At 65.2% G+C, this 18,268-nt stretch carries 13 protein-coding genes and 1 CRISPR repeat array (1 of these 14 running past the window's edge); all 13 genes read right to left on the reverse strand.

The window, feature by feature from the left end; translation table 11 throughout:
* Positions 1–27 precede the first annotated feature (27 nt).
* The 13 genes from F8O08_RS10495 to cas3 all read right to left on the reverse strand — a co-directional run bounded on the left by F8O08_RS10495 (position 28) and on the right by cas3 (position 14,034).
* Complete coding sequence (locus F8O08_RS10495; protein WP_158036943.1) at positions 28–438, reverse strand: hypothetical protein; 411 nt, start codon at positions 436–438, stop codon at positions 28–30.
* 147 nt (positions 439–585) lie between these two features.
* Entirely contained in the window at positions 586–849 is a 264-nt protein-coding gene (locus F8O08_RS10500; protein WP_158030444.1) for a mycoredoxin, read from the reverse strand.
* A 152-nt stretch (positions 850–1,001) separates the two neighbouring features.
* On the reverse strand, positions 1,002–2,477 hold the full coding sequence (locus tag F8O08_RS10505) for an amino acid permease (protein ID WP_158036942.1): 1,476 nt from the start codon (positions 2,475–2,477) through the stop codon (positions 1,002–1,004).
* A gap of 229 nt (positions 2,478–2,706) precedes the next feature.
* Positions 2,707–4,194 (reverse strand): formate-dependent phosphoribosylglycinamide formyltransferase, encoded by a 1,488-nt coding sequence (gene purT / locus F8O08_RS11025; protein WP_225733635.1) that lies wholly within the window; start codon positions 4,192–4,194, stop codon positions 2,707–2,709.
* Between the two features lie 73 nt (positions 4,195–4,267).
* A complete protein-coding gene (locus F8O08_RS10520) occupies positions 4,268–4,537 on the reverse strand; it encodes a PLDc N-terminal domain-containing protein (protein WP_158043225.1) in 270 nt (89 codons plus the stop codon).
* Positions 4,538–4,653: 116 nt separating this feature from the next.
* Positions 4,654–5,001: a type I-E CRISPR-associated endoribonuclease Cas2e gene (cas2e, locus tag F8O08_RS10525; protein ID WP_158043226.1), complete on the reverse strand. Its 348-nt coding sequence runs from the start codon at positions 4,999–5,001 to the stop codon at positions 4,654–4,656.
* The gene (gene cas1e / locus F8O08_RS10530) at positions 4,998–5,990 is read right to left on the reverse strand and encodes a type I-E CRISPR-associated endonuclease Cas1e (protein WP_318655645.1); all 993 of its coding nucleotides are present in this window, start codon (positions 5,988–5,990) and stop codon (positions 4,998–5,000) included. The genes cas2e and cas1e overlap by 4 nt, the downstream gene beginning before the upstream one ends.
* Positions 5,968–6,645 (reverse strand): type I-E CRISPR-associated protein Cas6/Cse3/CasE, encoded by a 678-nt coding sequence (gene cas6e / locus F8O08_RS10535; RefSeq protein ID WP_158043228.1) that lies wholly within the window; start codon positions 6,643–6,645, stop codon positions 5,968–5,970. Before cas6e ends, cas1e begins: the two co-directional genes overlap by 23 nt.
* On the reverse strand, positions 6,642–7,436 hold the full coding sequence (gene cas5e / locus F8O08_RS10540) for a type I-E CRISPR-associated protein Cas5/CasD (protein ID WP_158043229.1): 795 nt from the start codon (positions 7,434–7,436) through the stop codon (positions 6,642–6,644). Before cas5e ends, cas6e begins: the two co-directional genes overlap by 4 nt.
* Before the next feature lies 1 nt (position 7,437).
* A complete protein-coding gene (gene cas7e / locus F8O08_RS10545) occupies positions 7,438–8,613 on the reverse strand; it encodes a type I-E CRISPR-associated protein Cas7/Cse4/CasC (protein WP_158043230.1) in 1,176 nt (391 codons plus the stop codon).
* 40 nt (positions 8,614–8,653) lie between these two features.
* Complete coding sequence (gene casB / locus F8O08_RS10550; RefSeq protein WP_158043231.1) at positions 8,654–9,298, reverse strand: type I-E CRISPR-associated protein Cse2/CasB; 645 nt, start codon at positions 9,296–9,298, stop codon at positions 8,654–8,656.
* Positions 9,299–9,313: 15 nt separating this feature from the next.
* The gene (gene casA / locus F8O08_RS10555) at positions 9,314–11,026 is read right to left on the reverse strand and encodes a type I-E CRISPR-associated protein Cse1/CasA (RefSeq protein ID WP_158043232.1); all 1,713 of its coding nucleotides are present in this window, start codon (positions 11,024–11,026) and stop codon (positions 9,314–9,316) included.
* Positions 11,026–14,034: a CRISPR-associated helicase Cas3' gene (gene cas3, locus F8O08_RS10560; protein WP_158043233.1), complete on the reverse strand. Its 3,009-nt coding sequence runs from the start codon at positions 14,032–14,034 to the stop codon at positions 11,026–11,028. The genes casA and cas3 overlap by 1 nt, the downstream gene beginning before the upstream one ends.
* A 360-nt stretch (positions 14,035–14,394) precedes the next feature.
* Positions 14,395–18,268: direct repeats of the CRISPR family, unit length 28 nt; unit sequence GAGTTCCCCGCATGCGCGGGGGTGATCC; it runs 670 nt beyond the window's last position.

Genomic DNA, 18,268 nt, shown 5'->3' on the forward strand with positions numbered 1-18,268 from the left:
GGCCTCTTCTTCTGTGGCAGCGGGGCCTCAGTCGCCGATGACCTCGGTGAGGTGCTGGATGGCGGCCTCGAGCAGGCGCAGGGCCTCTTCTGAGGCGGCGACCGACGTCTTGATCTCGGCGGCGTCGAGCTCGGCGCCGCGTGCGATCTGCTCGGCGTTGATCGCAGCGGCAGCGGTCAGCTGCGCACGCAGTGTGGCGGGGTGGATGTTCGTCACGCGCATGATCGTCTCGATCGCGGTGCGCGAGATCGTCGAAGTCAGCGTCGAGACCGACAGGCGGCGCCACTGTGCGGGCTCGGTGCCGGTCTCGGCGGCGAGCAGCGCGGCGTCGGCCGCCTTCTGCAGGGCGTCGCTGACATCCTGCAGCTTCTGCACGCTGATGCCCGAGAACTCCTCGGGAAGTTCGATGCTGGACAGGTCAGCCTTCTTGGCGGCCATATGAGCTCCTTTGCGTCAATATCTTGTGGCTCAGACGGACCGACGTCGGCGAGGCGGTCCACTGACGATCTTACGTCGCCCGTTGGGGCAGCACGAATTGACCGCGCGAGGCGGGGCGACCACGGCATCCGCCGCAGAGTGAGACCGCTACGCGGCACCCAGCCGCTCACGCACCAGCGCAAGCGAGGGGTTCGTCGCCGCGCTGCCGTCTGCGAAGAGCAGCGTCGGCACGGTCTGGTCGCCGCCGTTCACTTTGCTGACGATCTCGGCAGCGTCGGGGTGCTGCTCGATGTCGACCTCTTCGAACGGCACCTCGGCACGCTGCATCTGCGCCTTGAGGTTGCGGCAGTACCCGCACCATGGAGTGGTGAACATCGTGACGTGCCCGGGCTCGGGCTGATAGCTGGTCATATCGTCGATTCTGTCACTTTCCTGGTGCCTGCGGTGCGGTCACGCTCTGTGGTGTGTTCATGCTCTGCGGTGCGGTCACGCTCTGCGGTGCGGGCCTCGCCGCGTCAGGCGACGGATGCGTCGGGCGACGGATGCGTCGGGCGACGGATGCGTCAGTCGCGCTTCGTCGATGTGTCCGGTCGGTCGGCGGGCACGTCGTTGTTCGTGCCGGGCACCGGCTCGGTGCGAGGTGTGATGTCGACGCCCACCTCGGCCAGGTCGGTCTTGTTGGTGCTGATGCGGTGCCGCATGAAGAAGTAGACGACCGCCAGCAGAATGAACCAGACGGGCGTGACGATGAGTGCCTGCAGGGTGTCCTGTTCCTGTGTCAGCGCCCAGAGCAGGAACGCGAAGAAGACGAACACGACGATCACGCTGACGATGCCGCCGGGCAGCCTGTAGGTCGACTTCTCATGCAGCTCGGGGCGTTTGCGTCGATAGGCGAGGTAGCTGCAGAGGATGATCGTCCAGACGAAGATGAAGAGCACCGACGAGATGGTCGTGATCACCGTGAACGCACCGATGACCGAGTCGCCGGCGTAGAGCAGCACGATGCCTGCGAGCAGGAAGGTGCATGAGAAGAACAGCGCGTTCTTCGGCACGCGACGCTTGCTCAGGGCGCTGAGCCAGAAGGGTGCGTGGCCTTGGGTGGCGAGGCCGTAGACCATGCGCGAGGTCGAGTAGATGCCGCTGTTCGCCGACGATGCGGCCGAGGTGAGCACGACCAGGTTGACGACGTGTGCGGCGATGCCGATGCCGGCCATCGCGAACATGTTGACGAAGGGCGACTGTGTCGGGTCGATCTTGTTCCACGGGTTCACTGTCAGAATCACGAAGAGCGAGCCCAGGTAGAACAGCACGATGCGCCAGGGAATCGAGTTGATGGCCTTCGGTAGCGTCGTCTGAGGGTTCTGCGTCTCGGCGGCCGCGGTGCCGACGAGCTCGATGCCCACGAAGGCGAAGACGGCGATCTGGAATCCGGCGACAAAGCCCCAGAAACCTGTCGGGAAGAAGCCTCCCTCATCCCAGAGGTGCGTGATCGAGGCGGTGTCGCCCGACGGCGTCTGAAAGTGCGTCACGAGCATGATGATGCCCACGATGACGAGTGCGGCGATGGCGACGATCTTGATGAGTGCGAACCAGAACTCGATCTCACCGAAGTTGCGCACGGTGGGCAGGTTGAGAGCCAGCAGCAGGGCGATCAGCAGGATCGCGGGCACCCAGAGCGGAATGTCTGGAAACCAGAAGCGTGTGTAGCCGGTGATCGCGATGACGTCGGCGACGCCGGTGACGACCCAGCACAGCCAGTATGTCCAGCCGGTGAAGAACGTCGCCCATGGCCCGAGCAGGTCGCCGGCGAAGTCGGCGAACGACCGATAGTTCAGATTCGAGAGCAGCAGCTCGCCGAGTGCGCGCATCACGAAGAACAGCATTGTTCCGATGATCGCGTAGACGAGCAGGATGCTGGGGCCGGCCAGCGAGATGGTCTTTCCGCTGCCCATGAACAGGCCTGTGCCGATGGCTCCGCCGATGGCGATGAGCTGCAGGTGCCTGTTCTGTAGGTTGCGTTCGAGTGTAGGTGTGGTCATGGAGCGCGATTCTAGTCCACACACGCTGCAGACGTTTCACGTGAAACGCCTTGACATGCTCACAAGTGCTCGCGAATGTTTCACGTGAAACATTCTCGTCCGGGTCTCTCTGCGGTCACTCCGGCGGGGGTTCGGGCATGCGCACTCGTGCCGTTTCGGGCGACGAGGCCATGCTGAGCACACAGCTCTCTCGCCGAATCGGTGGGCGCTGTTCGGCTATGCCCGTCGGTCAGATGAGATCGACTTGCAGGGCGTCTGCGATCGCATGGGCACGTGCTCGGGCTTCGTCGACGTTCGCTCCGCGGGCGAGAGCGACCGCCACACGGCGCTCGCCGTCGACTCGAGGCTTGCCGAAGAGACGCAGCTGCGCGGTCGGGGCGGCGGCGAGTGCCGCATCCACATGTTTGAACACCGGCACGCCGCTGCCGGCGACCTTGACGGGCACGCTCGCCGCCGCGCCTGGGAAGCGCTCAGGCTCGGCCACGGGGAGCCCGAGCACGGCACGGGCGTGCAGGGCGAACTCGCTGAGATCCTGGCTGACGAGCGTGACGAGCCCGGTATCGTGCGGTCGGGGAGAGACCTCGCTGAAGATGACCTCGTCGCCCTTGACGAAGAGTTCGACTCCGAAGAGACCCCAGCCGCCGAGCGCGTCGGTGATGCGCCGAGCGACGTCGCGGGCCTTGGTGACGATTGCCTCGCTGAGGGCGGCCTCTTCCTGGTAGCGGGGACGGTTCTCGGCGTGCTCCTCTGAGCTGGGAAGGGGGTCTGCGTCGCTCGCCGATCGAGGCATGGGAATTGTGTCGCCCACCGATCGAGGCATGGAACTTGGCATGGATGAGGTGCCGGAATGCGGCATTTGCCATGATTCGGCGTAGTCGCCGTCGACCTGCAGGTGGTGCACAGGGTCGAGGAACGTGGTGCCACCGGTGTGGCGCACTGTGAGCTGGGTGATTTCGTCGTCGAAGTCGACGAAGCCCTCGACGATGCAGCGCACAGCATGCCCCTCGGCAGCGTGGCCGCGAGACCCGGTCTGGGCGGCATCCCACGCAGCGTCGACGTCGTCGAGTGTGCGCAGCACCGACTGGCCATGACCCGACGACGACATGACGGGCTTGATGACCGCAGGCAGACCGAGCTCGCCGACGGCCACGCGCAGCTCGTCGACCGAATCGACGAAGCGGTACGGGCTGGTGGGCAGCCCCAAGGTCTCGGCCGCGAGACGGCGAATGCCCTCGCGGTCCATGGTGAGCACGGTCGCGCGGGCGGTGGGCACCACCCGAACCGGCCACGGCTGCTCGGCTTCGATCTCGGCGAGCACGGTGGTCGCGATGGCCTCGATCTCGGGAATGATCAGGTCAGGACGTTCGGTCTCGAGCACGCTGCGCAGTGCTGCGGGATCCTGCATGTCGATCACGTGTGCGCGGTGGGCGACCTGATGCGCCGGTGCGTTCGCATATCGGTCGACAGCGACCGTCTCGATGCCGAGACGCTGCAGTTCAATGGTCACCTCTTTGCCGAGCTCGCCGGAGCCCAGCAGCAGCGCGCGGGTCGCATGCGGGGTGAGCGGGGTGCCGATGGTGCCGGGCGTCGTGTCGCGCACAGAGCCGCCGGCACCGGCCGGGTCAGCAGCAGGCGCTCTGCTCTCGGAGCGAGAGGCGTCGACGGGTCGACGAGATTCGTCGTCGTTGGATGCGGTGGCGGTTGCAGCTGTGCTCATGCGTCTATTGTGGCGCACTGGGAGCACACCAGGGTCGTCGTTTCGTGACGCGCGGTCTAGCCGAGCGAACTGGTCACTTGAATCGGGGCAGAGACGTCGGGTCTTTGCGGCCGAGCGCGAAGTACGAGAGCGGGCCGGCCCACGGGATGTTCAACGCGAGCGACCAGACCATCTTCGGCCCGTGCACCTCGTCTGAGCGCCGATGCGACAGATCGGCAGCGGCGATGGCCGCGAGAGCGATCTGTGTGACGCCGACGACGGTGACGGCGATCTCACGGCCACGTTTCGACGCAGGTGTTTTCGATGCGGATGTGGCAGCCTGCGAGGCGGGTTTCTTCGTCATGTGTCGAGCCTACTCGGGCACGACCCCGAGTTCGCGCACTTTGGCTTCGAGCTCGGCATTCGACGGCTCGACCTGGTGGGTGCCGTCGGCGAAGGCGATGACGGGCGCAGTCTGGGTCATCTGCCGTACCTGCGCATACGAGAGACCTTGCTGAAGCCTGCTCGGCGGCCGTTGCGCTGCTGTTCTTGTGAGGTGTTGGGCCGCAGCATGAGGGTGACGCCGTCGAAGTCGAGGGGCTGCCAATCCTGCCCATGGGTCCGGAATTCGAGGCCCTGCTCATTCTGAGCGCTGTAAGCCATGATTGCGCGACCGTCGGCAAGATTCTCGAGCACCTGTTGCCAGAGCAGGTCTCGCACGCGCGCAGGAACACTGCCCACGTAGACCCCGGGTGAGATCTCCATGAGCCACCGCGTGAGATGGCCGCGCAGCTTCGGCGGGCTGGCGGTGACGACGAGCGTGATCACTGGTCGGCCTCATCCACGACGGAGGCGGCTCCATAGTTTCGACCTGAGGCGACGCGTCCGGCTCCGCCAGCCCACAGCGCCCCTGTGTCGGAGGCCAAGTCGTCTTCGAATTCCGCGACGACCGGTTCAGCATCAGGCAGCAGCAGCTGGCGGATGTCTCGGACGCATCGATCCATGAACCGTCTCGAGCGCATCTGATCGCGCACGGCTCGGCGTGCAGCGGTGCCGATGTCAGGATGCTCGCCAGCGGCAAGGTCGAAGGCCAGCGGTATCGTGAGGTCGGCTTTGTAGAGGTCGGCGATGTCGTAGACGAAGCTGCGGTCGTTGCCAGTGTGGACGAAGCCGAGGCCGGGGGAGCATCCCAGCGAGACGATGACCGCATGTACCACCCCGTAGAGCGACGTGCTGACGGCGCTGAGCGCTTGGTTCACCGCATCGGCGTTGTCGAAGTCGGCCACTTTGTAGGATCGGCCACGCCAGTCGACGCCGGTGCGCTGGGCTTCGCGGGCATAGACGCGTCTCACTCTGGTGCCCTCTTTACCGAGCAACTGCTGCATGGTGAGACCTGAGGTGTCTTCACCAGGGAACCGCATAGAGTACATCGCGCGTGCCACCCGCATGCGAGACCGCTTGGTCGAGACCAAGTGTGCCTGTGCCTCGAGCAGTTTGGTCGATCTGGCAAGAGTGGCTCCGTGGCAGTAGTAGCGCACCCCCTGCTCGCCAACCCAGACGCATGTCGAACGCGACTCGGCGAGCAGTGACATCGCAGCGTGTGTCACGGTGGTTCCGGGGCCCAGCAGCAGGCTGCCGAGCGTCGCCGCCGGGATGTGCACGGTGCCACGGGCATCCGTCGCTGTGATGGCGTTGGCATCGCGATTGACGACACAGTGCTCGACGTAGATGAACGTCAAACGATCGCTTGCTCGCAACACCTCTGAGATCTCAGGCGGCCGAACCCCGGGAACATCAGCCATCGGTCTTTGGCCCATCTGGTTTCGCCAGGGTCAGCATGCCGTATCCATATCCCTTGGCTCGTCCGACTCCGTTCACCAAGGCATCCTGCAGCAGCGCCGCGTCGCGAACGATGAGAAAACCATCGAACACGGTGGTCGCCAGGGTCACGGTGGCTGACGCGCGGCGGAACTCGACCGTGCGACTGTCGTGCACGATCACCTCGGGCTGCCCGAACCGGTTGGAGGGGAACTCGATTCCGAGTCGCTGTGCGCGGGAGGTGAGCCACTCCAGCTGTTCGGATGTCTTGACCAGGCCGACGCGTCGGCCACGCTGCCCCTCGCCCTGCGACAGCGACTTCGTGGGGTTCGCCTTGAGCCGGAACCGCCATTCAGAACCCATTTTGACGGCCCGAAGCAGCGGAGCGTAGTCGAGTGTCGCCAAGCCCTTCGGCTCCGCCGAGAGCTCGTCGGCCAAGACCTGCCTGTCGGGCTGGCTGGGACTGACGATGAACAGGCGATGCCGATCGGCGCCGCGGTCGAGGCGCCAGAGTGTGCGCCCTCGGGGTGACGTTGCATCAGGTGAGCCTTCTGTGGCTCGGGCGACGATGGCATGCAGCACTTCGGGGGAGGCCAGCGCCCGTGTCGTCTTTCGTGCGGATGGCGACAGTGTCACTCTGCTGAGATACGTCATTGCTGTTCCTCTTGACTGTTGCGAGACGAGGTTCTGCTCTCAAGCTCGAGCACGGTCTCGAACGGGTCACAGACCTCTGCGCTGCCTGCGACCACATCTGTCGGCGTCAGTGACGCGAACTCGACGGGAGCGAGTCGTCGGATGCGCCGTGTCGCATACCGTCGTCGTTCGGGATCGAAACTCACCGGCTCATCGGCAAGAGTCTCGGCGGTGGCGCCTGAGAGATCGTCCTGCCGAGGTTCGATAAGCAGCTCGGCAGCGATACCAGCGCTCGCACTCCAGTCGTGTCGCGCACAGCGCACAGCCAGATGACGGGCTGTGCCTGCCCACGGAGCTTCGCGCAGCACCGTCTCGAGATCCCCTTCGACGGTCTGAGTGACGATAGGGCCGTCAGGAGGGCAGCTGCGCCGCCCAAGGAAGATCGGGAAATGTGGATGCCGCAGAGCCCGAGCGAAGCTCTCCAGCAGCTCGCGATCATCTGACTCGAGCCCGGCGAGGAACACTGCGTCCTGGAGGTAATACCGCTGGGAGAGCGGCATCGATGCACCCGAGGCATCATGGGCGGTGTGAAAATCGCGCAGCAGCGACCCGGGCTGGTCGGCTCGAACACCGTAGCGCAGCGCGCTGAATCGTTCCAGCGAATCCGTGCGCGCCAGGCCGAGAGCCGCCGCGATCAACCCTATGACGCCGCTCTTCGTCGGTGCGCGTTCGCTCATGCGTCGCGAGAACCGGCTGGAGGCACCCCATGCCTGGAGGGGCGCTGCCAGTCGCAGCGTGATCACGTACGACATCTCAGTTACTCGTCTCAGAGTCGGCGAGTCGCTGCTCGACCAGCGAGCGTGCGGCGGCAGCGGCTGCCTTGAGCGATGTCGCTGGAGCAAGCTGATCGGCTGCGGCGGTGGCCTCTCCGATGCGCACCACCCAGGTGGCGATCGGTGTGGTGTCGTAAGCCTCATCGATCTGCTGCTCACGTGTAACGAGGCGATCAGCGGCATCCTTCACTCTGTCCGGGCCGGTGACCGGGCTCTCGAAGGCGCCCACAAGGTTCACCGGCTGGGTGTCGCGAATGCTCAACACGACGAGGTCGGGCAGAGTGTCGTGGGCAAAGGTGTTGATCTTGCCGCTGGGGATGCTCGTGACGAAGGCTGTGACGAAGGCCTCGACCGCTTTTGCCGTCGCATCGATGTTGCCGAGGTTCTCTCGAAGACGGTCGGCATCGACGTTGGCGTAGCGATACAGTGTGGCCGAGTTGAACTCGACCGTGCCGATCATCGCCGCGCCGGCATCCGCCGCGTCGTCAGATCCCTGCTTCACATCATCGACAGCGGTGAAGTAATCGGCCTCGGCATCCACCCGGTGCACGCTGATCGCATGGGCGACCTGAGACGCCGCATCAATGTTCAGGTCGGTGGTGTCGGCGACCATGCGTCCGAAGAGTCCGACGTCAACGGCGTTGTCCTCTTTCAGGATCGTCTTGATGGCCTTCTTCTCGGCGGTCGCGGCAGCCTTCGGATCGTCGGCCTGCAGCGCAGTCACTGCGAGCTCGGCGAGTCGATCGTACTGTCGTGACCCCAGGAACAACAGATAGCCTGTCTCGTCGAGTGTCTTCGGGGCTTCGTCAGCGGCGCCGTTCTTGCGTGCGCGAGGGGGAGTGAGCTTCAACCCGCCAGCCTTGAAGATCTCCGCGGCGAGCTCTGCCGCAGCGTCTTCGTCGACCTGCGGACTGCGCTCCAGAATGCGCGCGGCGAGCACCTCGACGACGCGTTTGGTGCGGATGCCCAGGCTTTCGGAGTCGAGCAGCGTGCGGAACCGCTCGCGAGTGGGGCGTTTCCATGCCTGGCTGGAGACTCGGGCGCGGGGCACACCTCCGTAGATCGCGCTCTTCGGGCTGCCGGTGTCGTCTCGGTTGAGGTTGCTCGGGGGAACCGTCTGGAGGATGCTGATGTCGAGGATGGTGCGAGTGTTCATAATGTCTCCTGTCTGAAGTGTGCTGTGCGGTCGGTTGAGGTCAGGCGGCGCTTGACGGGGTTCGTGGTGTGATTGTGCGGACGAAGTCGCGCCCCCAGCGCAGTCGCACACCGGTGGCGCGGTCGGGGTCGCGCAGAGTGACCAGGTCTTCGGCGAAGTGCGCGTAGTCCAGAGGCTGTCGGCCGCTCTTCAACAGTTGGACGAGCCCGCGCGCATGTCGCACGGTCTCATCCCAGTCGGTCGAGGTCTGAATAGCGGCGAATCTGCGCTCGATCCCCTTTGCGTTGATCGAGCCAGCACGCAGCAGCGCGCAGGCTCGTGCGAAGGATGTGCTGAGTCGGTGCGCAGATGTGTCGTGATTCGACTGCTGGTGCAGGGCGAAGAGGGTGAGTGCCGTGTGCGCCGCGAGTTCTCGGTCGGTCGGCTGGTCACCCTCTGCCGGGCGATGCTGTGGCAGGTCAGCGATGGTCCATGTGAGGATGCTCGGGTCGGCTCCGATGGGCTTGCCGACGTTGTGGCGCAGCCGGGCGAGTGCCGCTGTGGCCTGGGGCCCGTTGCGAAGGTATCCTGGGCCGCTGAGCAAATCGTGGTCGCCGAAGACTAAAGCGGTGATTCTCTTGTCGATGTACTTCGGGAATGCGCGCAGCTCCGGATGTGGCGGGCGTTCTGTGTGCGTTTCGGTCATGCGTTTCTCCTCAGATCAGGCGATTGCGGAAGTATTGGGGTCGGCCTCTGCCGGGATAAGTTTGCGCACTGCGGCGCGATACCAGAGGTCAGCGTGCGGCAGGTCTCGTTGCTGCCGTTCACCCTTCGGGCCGGATGAGACTTCCCGGCCTGTCCATGCCGTCGGGGGGGCGCTCGCGATGAGCTCGTCGCCGATCGTGCGCAGGATGTCGCGCACGGCATCCTGCCAGGCGCTCAGGGCTGTGGTGTCCTGCGCTGCGTCTGCCGTCAGCTGTTGCACCCACTTGCGGAAGGCCGAGTCGAGCAGCTCGAAGGCCCGTTCTCGCACTTGACGGCGTGGGCCTTCGACGGGCTGACCGGCGGCCTGAGCGATGTTCGCGGCGAATCGGGTGGCTTCTCCGACGCCGGAGTCAGCCAGAGCAGTCGCCGAGTCGAGCAGCCCCTTCACTGTGGGATCGCTCGAGGACAGCACGCTGAGAGGCAGATCGAGGTCATCGCTGATGACCTCGTCGACCACCGAGGACTGCGAGCCGTACTCCACGCCGAAGGCTTTCAGGCGCACGAGCTGATCGTCGCCGATGAGATGCTCGGCCTGGAGCCGGCTCAGCCACCTGGTGGTGAGGGAGGGGAGGCGGTCAGCTCCGGCCTGCGGCAGGCTCACGGGCAGGAACTGTGCGACGCCTCGCCAAAGGGCACGATCGGGCTGATGTTCGAGCGGCATGTAGACAGTCGACATTTTGAGCTTTTTCGCCTGCGGTTCGCTTTTGCGCCAGGCGGTCATGGGCTCGTACTGGTGGGCGTTCTGCGGTTTGAGCGTATCGCCGTTCGCGAGCAGTACGCTCGTGACGCGGTCGCCCGAGACGCCGAGGCGGATGCGACGGCTCTGCCACGTGTAGAGCGTCGCCGGGCCATGGAAGTAGGTCGTGCCACCGATGGCGTCTGACGGCTGATCAAGGCCGAGAGAGGCTGCCGCGGTCGGCTGTGGACGTTGCCAGACCGGTACGTCGTGGAGCACACCGCTGCTGCGGTCGGTCCAGCGCACGTCTGGCTGCACCTCCTGCCCCGCGAAGTTGAGCAGAAGTGTCTCGTGCAGCGTGCGGCCCGTGACCAGTAGCCCGCCGAGGTGGCCTGCCCACGCGATTCCGATCGGGTATCCTTTGCCTCCCTTCACCCGGTCGTCGCCGAGGGCGCCGCTCTTGATGCCCGATGGGTCGTACGCCTGCACGGTGACCAGCCAGCGGGCTGCCTCTGCCAAGCTGATCGAGGAGAGACCGCGACCGCTGCGGGTGGTGAAGAAGAGATGTCCATTGGGCACGTCGAGGATCAACCGCTCGAGCCCGGTCATCTCACCTTTCGACGTGGTGAGATCAGCGACTTGAAAGAACGGCTGCTCGTCGTCGAGCAGATCGAAGCGGTGTCGGTACCGTTCAAGGTATGCGGTGACAGCACCCGGGAAGCCGTTCTGCCAGAGAGACCGCCATTGTTTGGCAGAAGGACCGCCCGGGATGACTCCGTAGAGCACAGCCAGTAGGAGGCGATGCAGAGTGAAGTCCTGCAACGGCAGGTCGCCGACGAAGCGTGTGATCTGTCGGGACTGCGCGAAGACCTCGACAAGTGACAGGGAATCTCGCGAACCGTCAATGCGTTCGACGGGCAGCCATGCTTCGTCAAGCAGGTTGAAGGTTGCAGGTACGGTGTCGGGCTGGGCGTCGGCGGGCTGATCTGGCATCAGGAATGCTCCAATCCGGTGGTTTGGCTGTAGGTGAGGGTGAGGTCACGTGGTGGGCCCTGGTGAGAGGGAACGTCGAGTCGGCATTCGTCATGCTCGTCGAAGACGAGGTAGAGCTCGCCTCGCAGGGCTGTCGCTTGATCCCACTCCTGTGGAATCTCTCTCGCGGTATGTGCCTCGAGTGCACGGATCAGCGCGTCGAGGTCGTCGTACACGCCAGTCGCAGCTGAGCCCAAGGCGATGGTGCTTCTGCGCATGGCGTGAATCTGTGCTTCGTCGGGCACGGCGTTGGCCATTGGAAGAGTCCGGCGTTCGGCTTCGTTCCACTCTCCCCAGGGCGGAAGCTGCAGCTGTTCGCCACGTCTGACCAGCACGAGCACTTCGAAGGAGTCGTCGCCGTCACGCACGCTCGAACGGCTGCCGCGCCCCTCAGGTGAGTCTGGATCTGCGGTCGCGACTTCGAGCCAGTTGCGCAGAGAAGGAGGGATCGCCACGTCTTGCGGCGGGGCGAGCCGGAAGGGGCGAGCCTTGCCAGCCTGCTTGATTCGGCGCTCAGCCCATTCGGCTGCGGCTGCGATCATGGCTGTGCTCCAGGAGAAGGGCCCCACTGCCTCATCGCCATACACTTTCTGAACGAGTACCGGAATGTCGTTCGGCAGACGCACGGTGCGCTGGGTGCCGGGTCGCACATCCAACGTGGCAAGTGTGCGCAACAGCAGGTGCGAGCCGTAGATGACCGTGGAGCCTCTGGCGGGCGCGGGCACATGTGGCTGCCAATCGACGCCGGTGATGATCAGCCAGGCGGTCTCAAGCCCTTGGGGTCGGTTGCGATCGTGTCGATGCAGCCGCCCGGCGCGCTGCAGCATGAGGTCGACGGGTGCGAGGTCGGTGAACATGAGGTCGAAGTCGACGTCGAGGGACTGCTCGATCACCTGGGTGCCGACCACGATGCGGAGCCCTGAGCCGGTGCTGTGCGGGCCGAAGTCATGAACGAGTGCGGCGTCGAGTGCAGCGCGGTCGAAGGCCAGAAATCGAGAGTGCGCCAAGGTGATCTCGGCTTCGGGGAAGGCCACACTGAGTAGTTTGTGCGCGTGCTGTGCGCGTGCCACGGTGTTGCGAATGACCGCGACGGCACCACCTTGTGCGGCGAGGTCTCGGATGGCGTCGACGAGAGAGTCGTCATCGTCGGCGATGGCGGTGACGGTGAGCTCGGTCTCGCGGCCAGAGGGCTCTGGGCGATAGACCTGTCGTGCGCCGGTGGCAGTGACGGCAGAGATCAGCGGGTACGAGATGTCTGCTGCCGCGACGGCGGCATTCGACGGTTGAGAGGGCGTCACGTTGTTGAGAGCCGTGTCTACGTCGGCGTCGAGCTGTGGGAAGAGATCGTCTTCATCGGCCGAGTGATCTGACTCGGGTTCGCTTGGAACCGTTGAGGAATAAGCGGATAATAGCGCCTCGCGACGGGCCGGTGGCAGCGTGGCTGAGAGCAGTATGACGGGCACGCCTTCGGCGGCGAGCCAGGCCAGCGTGGTCTCGAGGAATTCGTTGGTGTAGGCGTCGATGGCGTGCACTTCGTCGAGGATCACGACTTTGCCGGCGAAGGAGAGATGTCTCAGCACGACGTGTTTGCTGCTGAGCCCCATCATCAGCAGCTGGTCGAAGGTGCTGGCGACGAATGAAGCGAGCGTGGCTCGCTTGCGGCCTTCGAGCCAGCGGTGAGTGATTGCGATGGTCTCGGCCGCGTGGGGGTCTTCAGGTTTCTCGGGGAGGGTCTCTGGCGCAAAGGAGTGGGGCATCGCGGCGAACTCCGGGTTGAGACCGCTCTTGCCGTGCACGAGGCTTAGGGATGCGAGAGTGAGTGACTCGTCTGACGGCAGCTGTTCGACCCAGGAATGCAGACGGGTGAACATCGCATTGGTGGTGGCCTGTGTGGGCAGGGCGAATGAGACGCCGTTGAGCCTGAAGCGCTGAGCGAGGGTTTCGGCTGCCAGCAGCGCGGCTTCGGTTTTTCCCTCGCCCATCGGCGACTCAATGATGATCAGCCCAGGGGCGGTGAGCTGCTGTGCGGCCTGCACCGCGTCGCGTTGCGTCGGTCGCACGTGAGCGCCCGTGATGCCGAAGCGCGCGGCGAAGCGCTCATCGAGTGTCTCTGAGGTGCTCGCCGCATGCCATGGGGCTGGAAAATGCAGGTGACGGAATGCGTGTCGTGCGCGTTCTTCGGCATCGTGTGCGAGTGCATCGGAGCTGCCCGTGTTGAGAGGGAAAAGCCACGTGCTGCTGGCGATCCAGTCTGCAAGAATGACGCACGCGGTGAGCAGCACCACCGCGGTCTTGGTTTCTGTGGCCTCATGGATGGGCGACTTAGCGAGATGGCGAAGTGCGGTTTGCACGCCAGTCAGGTCGGCCATCCATGCGAACAGCTCGTTGCGCACACGTTGCCACGGCTCGTCGCCGACCAAGGCGGGCTGCTCTCGGCACAGCTGGATCTGTGCGTCGGTGGTGCCTTTGCCGTGGTGACCGCCGAGTACGGAGGCCAGAAAGTCAGCGGTGCGTCTGGGTACCGTCGCCTGGCTCTGTAGCCATGCGGCCAGAGAAACCTCGCCGACGAGTTCATGGCGAACCTTGCTGCGTAGCGGATTGCCGCTGTATTCCATGTGGATGGGCAGGCCGCAGTCGCCTGAGGCCTGTGCGAAGCAGGGTGCCTGCATTACAAACGCCGGGGAACTCTTCCCGGCATCGTGCACACCAGCAAGAAAGACGTACAGCGCCTCAACGTGAGGTGGTTCGAGCGAGAGGGCCTGCGAAATGTGGTGGCGCACATGAGGTGGGATGAACTCGTGCCAGAGCAGTTGCGCGACCTCAGCAGTGTCAGACAGATGTTGCCACAGCTGCAGGTGGGAAGTTGAATCGTTCGGATCGCCCAGATTGGTCTTTGCCCACACTGAGCGCGCAGCGGGGGAGAGCTGACTGGCGGCGGCCTGTCTGTGGGTGCCGTTAGCGTCGATCATGTTGTTCCCCCCCCTGAGCGTGAACTGATTGGATCACTGCTCTGGGAACATACTGACACATCGAGAGTGGTAAGTCAATTAGACCACCTACATTCAGCAATGAGTGACTCTGATGTCATACTCATGGCTAAACCCCGCTCGCGCGAGGACTCTGCACGGTTCAGACCGCCTACGGGGTCACCCCTGCGAAAAGCAAGGCGAGTGTGCTCCCATAGTCTACGGATGTGCTCAACGGTTGATGCTAGAGCTCAGCTTGAACGCTCTGCGCTCGCTCTGTTGAGATGTACGTAGGCCTGAGCCACTGTCGTAATCAAAGTATTCCTGCCAGACACAGCAGTACTCCACCAGTAAACTTCAACTGAGTTCCCCGCATGCGCGGGGGTGATCCCGCCGAGGGGTGCGACTCGACAACGCGCAACACGAGTTCCCCGCATGCGCGGGGGTGATCCGTCACATCACGCACGCCTCGCCTCGATCCAGTAGAGTTCCCCGCATGCGCGGGGGTGATCCTCGGCGCCCAACCCTTGGACCTGTGCAAGGAGAGAGTTCCCCGCATGCGCGGGGGTGATCCCTCTCCGGCCTTCGCCTTCAGGTCGTCGTAGTCGAGTTCCCCGCATGCGCGGGGGTGATCCCCGGGAACGCGCCGAGGCACGCAAACAGAAACGGAGTTCCCCGCATGCGCGGGGGTGATCCGGCCGAGTTCCTGGGCTGGCCTGACGAGGCGCTGAGTTCCCCGCATGCGCGGGGGTGATCCGCCTCGCCATTGTGCGGGGCTTTTCTCGTCCGGGAGTTCCCCGCATGCGCGGGGGTGATCCGTTCACCCCCGAGTACATGCTGCTCAAGGGCAAGAGTTCCCCGCATGCGCGGGGGTGATCCGTGACGGGACGGCGTCACGCATGAACATGGCGCGAGTTCCCCGCATGCGCGGGGGTGATCCCGACTGGACGAGCTGGAAGGTACAGCTCGCACTGAGTTCCCCGCATGCGCGGGGGTGATCCCATACCGCCCAACCAAGACCAAACAAGAAGGAGGAGTTCCCCGCATGCGCGGGGGTGATCCCCGCAACGAGATCGGCAAGGAGATCGCAGCATGGAGTTCCCCGCATGCGCGGGGGTGATCCCGCGAGAATCGACCTCACGGCCTGCGAATGCCAGAGTTCCCCGCATGCGCGGGGGTGATCCTGATGACCTTGCCCTTGCCATTGGCGATTCCTGGAGTTCCCCGCATGCGCGGGGGTGATCCTGATGACCTTGCCCTTGCCATTGGCGATTCCTGGAGTTCCCCGCATGCGCGGGGGTGATCCCCAGTCAGGGCTGCCGGCGGCCGACACGAAGCTGAGTTCCCCGCATGCGCGGGGGTGATCCGTGGACCTGCCGTCATCGAGCACGTGGGCATTGGAGTTCCCCGCATGCGCGGGGGTGATCCCTGTCTGGGATGGAGACATAGCTCCGGAACTCGGAGTTCCCCGCATGCGCGGGGGTGATCCCTGTGCGTGCCGTGCTCGCCGCGACCCGGTGGGGAGTTCCCCGCATGCGCGGGGGTGATCCGTCCTTCGCCCGAGCATCGGAGAAGTAGTGCTTGAGTTCCCCGCATGCGCGGGGGTGATCCGGCTCGGAGGGCACCGGCCGCGTCCAGTCGAGAGAGTTCCCCGCATGCGCGGGGGTGATCCGTACCAGAGGGCGAGTTTCTTGAGTGGGGACACGAGTTCCCCGCATGCGCGGGGGTGATCCCCACACCACCATGTGTTCACGCTGACTGCGCCAGAGTTCCCCGCATGCGCGGGGGTGATCCCTCGGCAGCATCGCCGAGGTCGTCGAGCAGCACGAGTTCCCCGCATGCGCGGGGGTGATCCCGCGACCTCGAACTGCCCCGACCTCTCAGCGAGGAGTTCCCCGCATGCGCGGGGGTGATCCCCCGGGGTGGACGGCGGCGACGGCGCGCAGGTCGAGTTCCCCGCATGCGCGGGGGTGATCCACAACTGGAAGCCATCGCGCGCAACAACGCCCGGAGTTCCCCGCATGCGCGGGGGTGATCCGCCACCGTCAGCTACGACACCGTCTACGCGGTGGAGTTCCCCGCATGCGCGGGGGTGATCCGATGAACGTCGGCGTCGAGGTCGGTGTGTCGCGGAGTTCCCCGCATGCGCGGGGGTGATCCCTGTTGATGGATCGAGTAGCGCTGGACTCGACGGAGTTCCCCGCATGCGCGGGGGTGATCCCATCAGCGAGGCACAGAAGACGCGCCTGCGTGAGAGTTCCCCGCATGCGCGGGGGTGATCCCCATCGGCGTTCACGAACGACGAATCGTCGGCAGAGTTCCCCGCATGCGCGGGGGTGATCCCTCTTTGGCGGCGTCTTCTTCGAGGTTGCCGGTGAGTTCCCCGCATGCGCGGGGGTGATCCCCCGGGGTTTGCCCAAACTGAGATGGGCTGCACGAGTTCCCCGCATGCGCGGGGGTGATCCCCATGTCCGCCGACTTGAAGTACGGTGACCCTCGAGTTCCCCGCATGCGCGGGGGTGATCCCCACAATGCGGCCATTCCGTGGGGCATGCGGCAGAGTTCCCCGCATGCGCGGGGGTGATCCCATACGTCCATTTGGCGAGGCTCTGCGCGTCGTAGAGTTCCCCGCATGCGCGGGGGTGATCCCGATTCCCAGTGGGAGAACGACGACCTGATGAAGAGTTCCCCGCATGCGCGGGGGTGATCCCGTCGAGAAGGTGGGCGGCAAGCTGCTCGTCGAGAGTTCCCCGCATGCGCGGGGGTGATCCCGACAAGGTTCATCTATGAGGGTGAACGCGTCGGAGTTCCCCGCATGCGCGGGGGTGATCCGTCTGCGAACGTCGAGCCCAGCGCCCACGACCCGAGTTCCCCGCATGCGCGGGGGTGATCCGTCGACGAACGCGATCGGTGACCCGTCGACCTCGAGTTCCCCGCATGCGCGGGGGTGATCCCACCCAGACGGAACAGAGCGACCATGCCGTGCAGAGTTCCCCGCATGCGCGGGGGTGATCCGCCCCCACCGGTGATGGTGAGGGCCAGAAGCTCGAGTTCCCCGCATGCGCGGGGGTGATCCAGCGGCGAGGTCAAGCTCGCGTCCCCACGCTCTGAGTTCCCCGCATGCGCGGGGGTGATCCCGCCACCATCGTCTACCCCCTACACGCCTGTGAGAGTTCCCCGCATGCGCGGGGGTGATCCCCTGCAGGCGAACATCAACGCGCTTTCGGGCAGGAGTTCCCCGCATGCGCGGGGGTGATCCCGCCACCATCGTCTACCCCCTACACGCCTGTGAGAGTTCCCCGCATGCGCGGGGGTGATCCCCTGCAGGCGAACATCAACGCGCTTTCGGGCAGGAGTTCCCCGCATGCGCGGGGGTGATCCCGGCTCGACGATCGCGCCCTTCGCCCCGACACCGAGTTCCCCGCATGCGCGGGGGTGATCCGCGCCGCGACGTTCTATCGCGAGTACCAGGGCAGAGTCCCCCGCATGCGCGGGGGTGATCCGTCTTCGTCTTTCCAAAGTGTGATGCCCTTAGCGAGTTCCCCGCATGCGCGGGGGTGATCCTCCCACCGTGTCAGCAGGCACCGCCCGCGCCGTGAGTTCCCCGCATGCGCGGGGGTGATCCCCAGCGGCTGGCTAGACACAGCGAGCGGCTGGAGAGTTCCCCGCATGCGCGGGGGTGATCCGGTTTCCTGCGTGGTGGCCGAGTCCTGGTCCGGGAGTTCCCCGCATGCGCGGGGGTGATCCCTCAAGACCCTGCGAGAACACCTCGGGCTCTCCGAGTTCCCCGCATGCGCGGGGGTGATCCCCAGGGCACGGCAGACGTGTGGTGTCGGTTCGTGAGTTCCCCGCATGCGCGGGGGTGATCCCTGGAGTAGACCCTCTGAATGGTGCATGACCGCGAGTTCCCCGCATGCGCGGGGGTGATCCGCGGCGCTCTGCCGCCGTGTGCCCGAAGCCCTGGAGTTCCCCGCATGCGCGGGGGTGATCCCCGCCGGCCGACCAGGGCCGGGTCAGAGCGGGAGAGTTCCCCGCATGCGCGGGGGTGATCCCGTCGTGCCCACAGCCCCGACCGCGACGAACCCGAGTTCCCCGCATGCGCGGGGGTGATCCCTATGGCGACAACAACGCCGGGTTCGTCGCGGTGAGTTCCCCGCATGCGCGGGGGTGATCCCTGCGCTCACTGTCACTATGTCACCCGCCTGCAGGAGTTCCCCGCATGCGCGGGGGTGATCCG

This window comes from Pseudoclavibacter sp. CFCC 13611, assembly GCF_008831225.1.
In the GTDB taxonomy this organism is placed as follows: Bacteria; Actinomycetota; Actinomycetes; order Actinomycetales; family Microbacteriaceae; genus Pseudoclavibacter_A.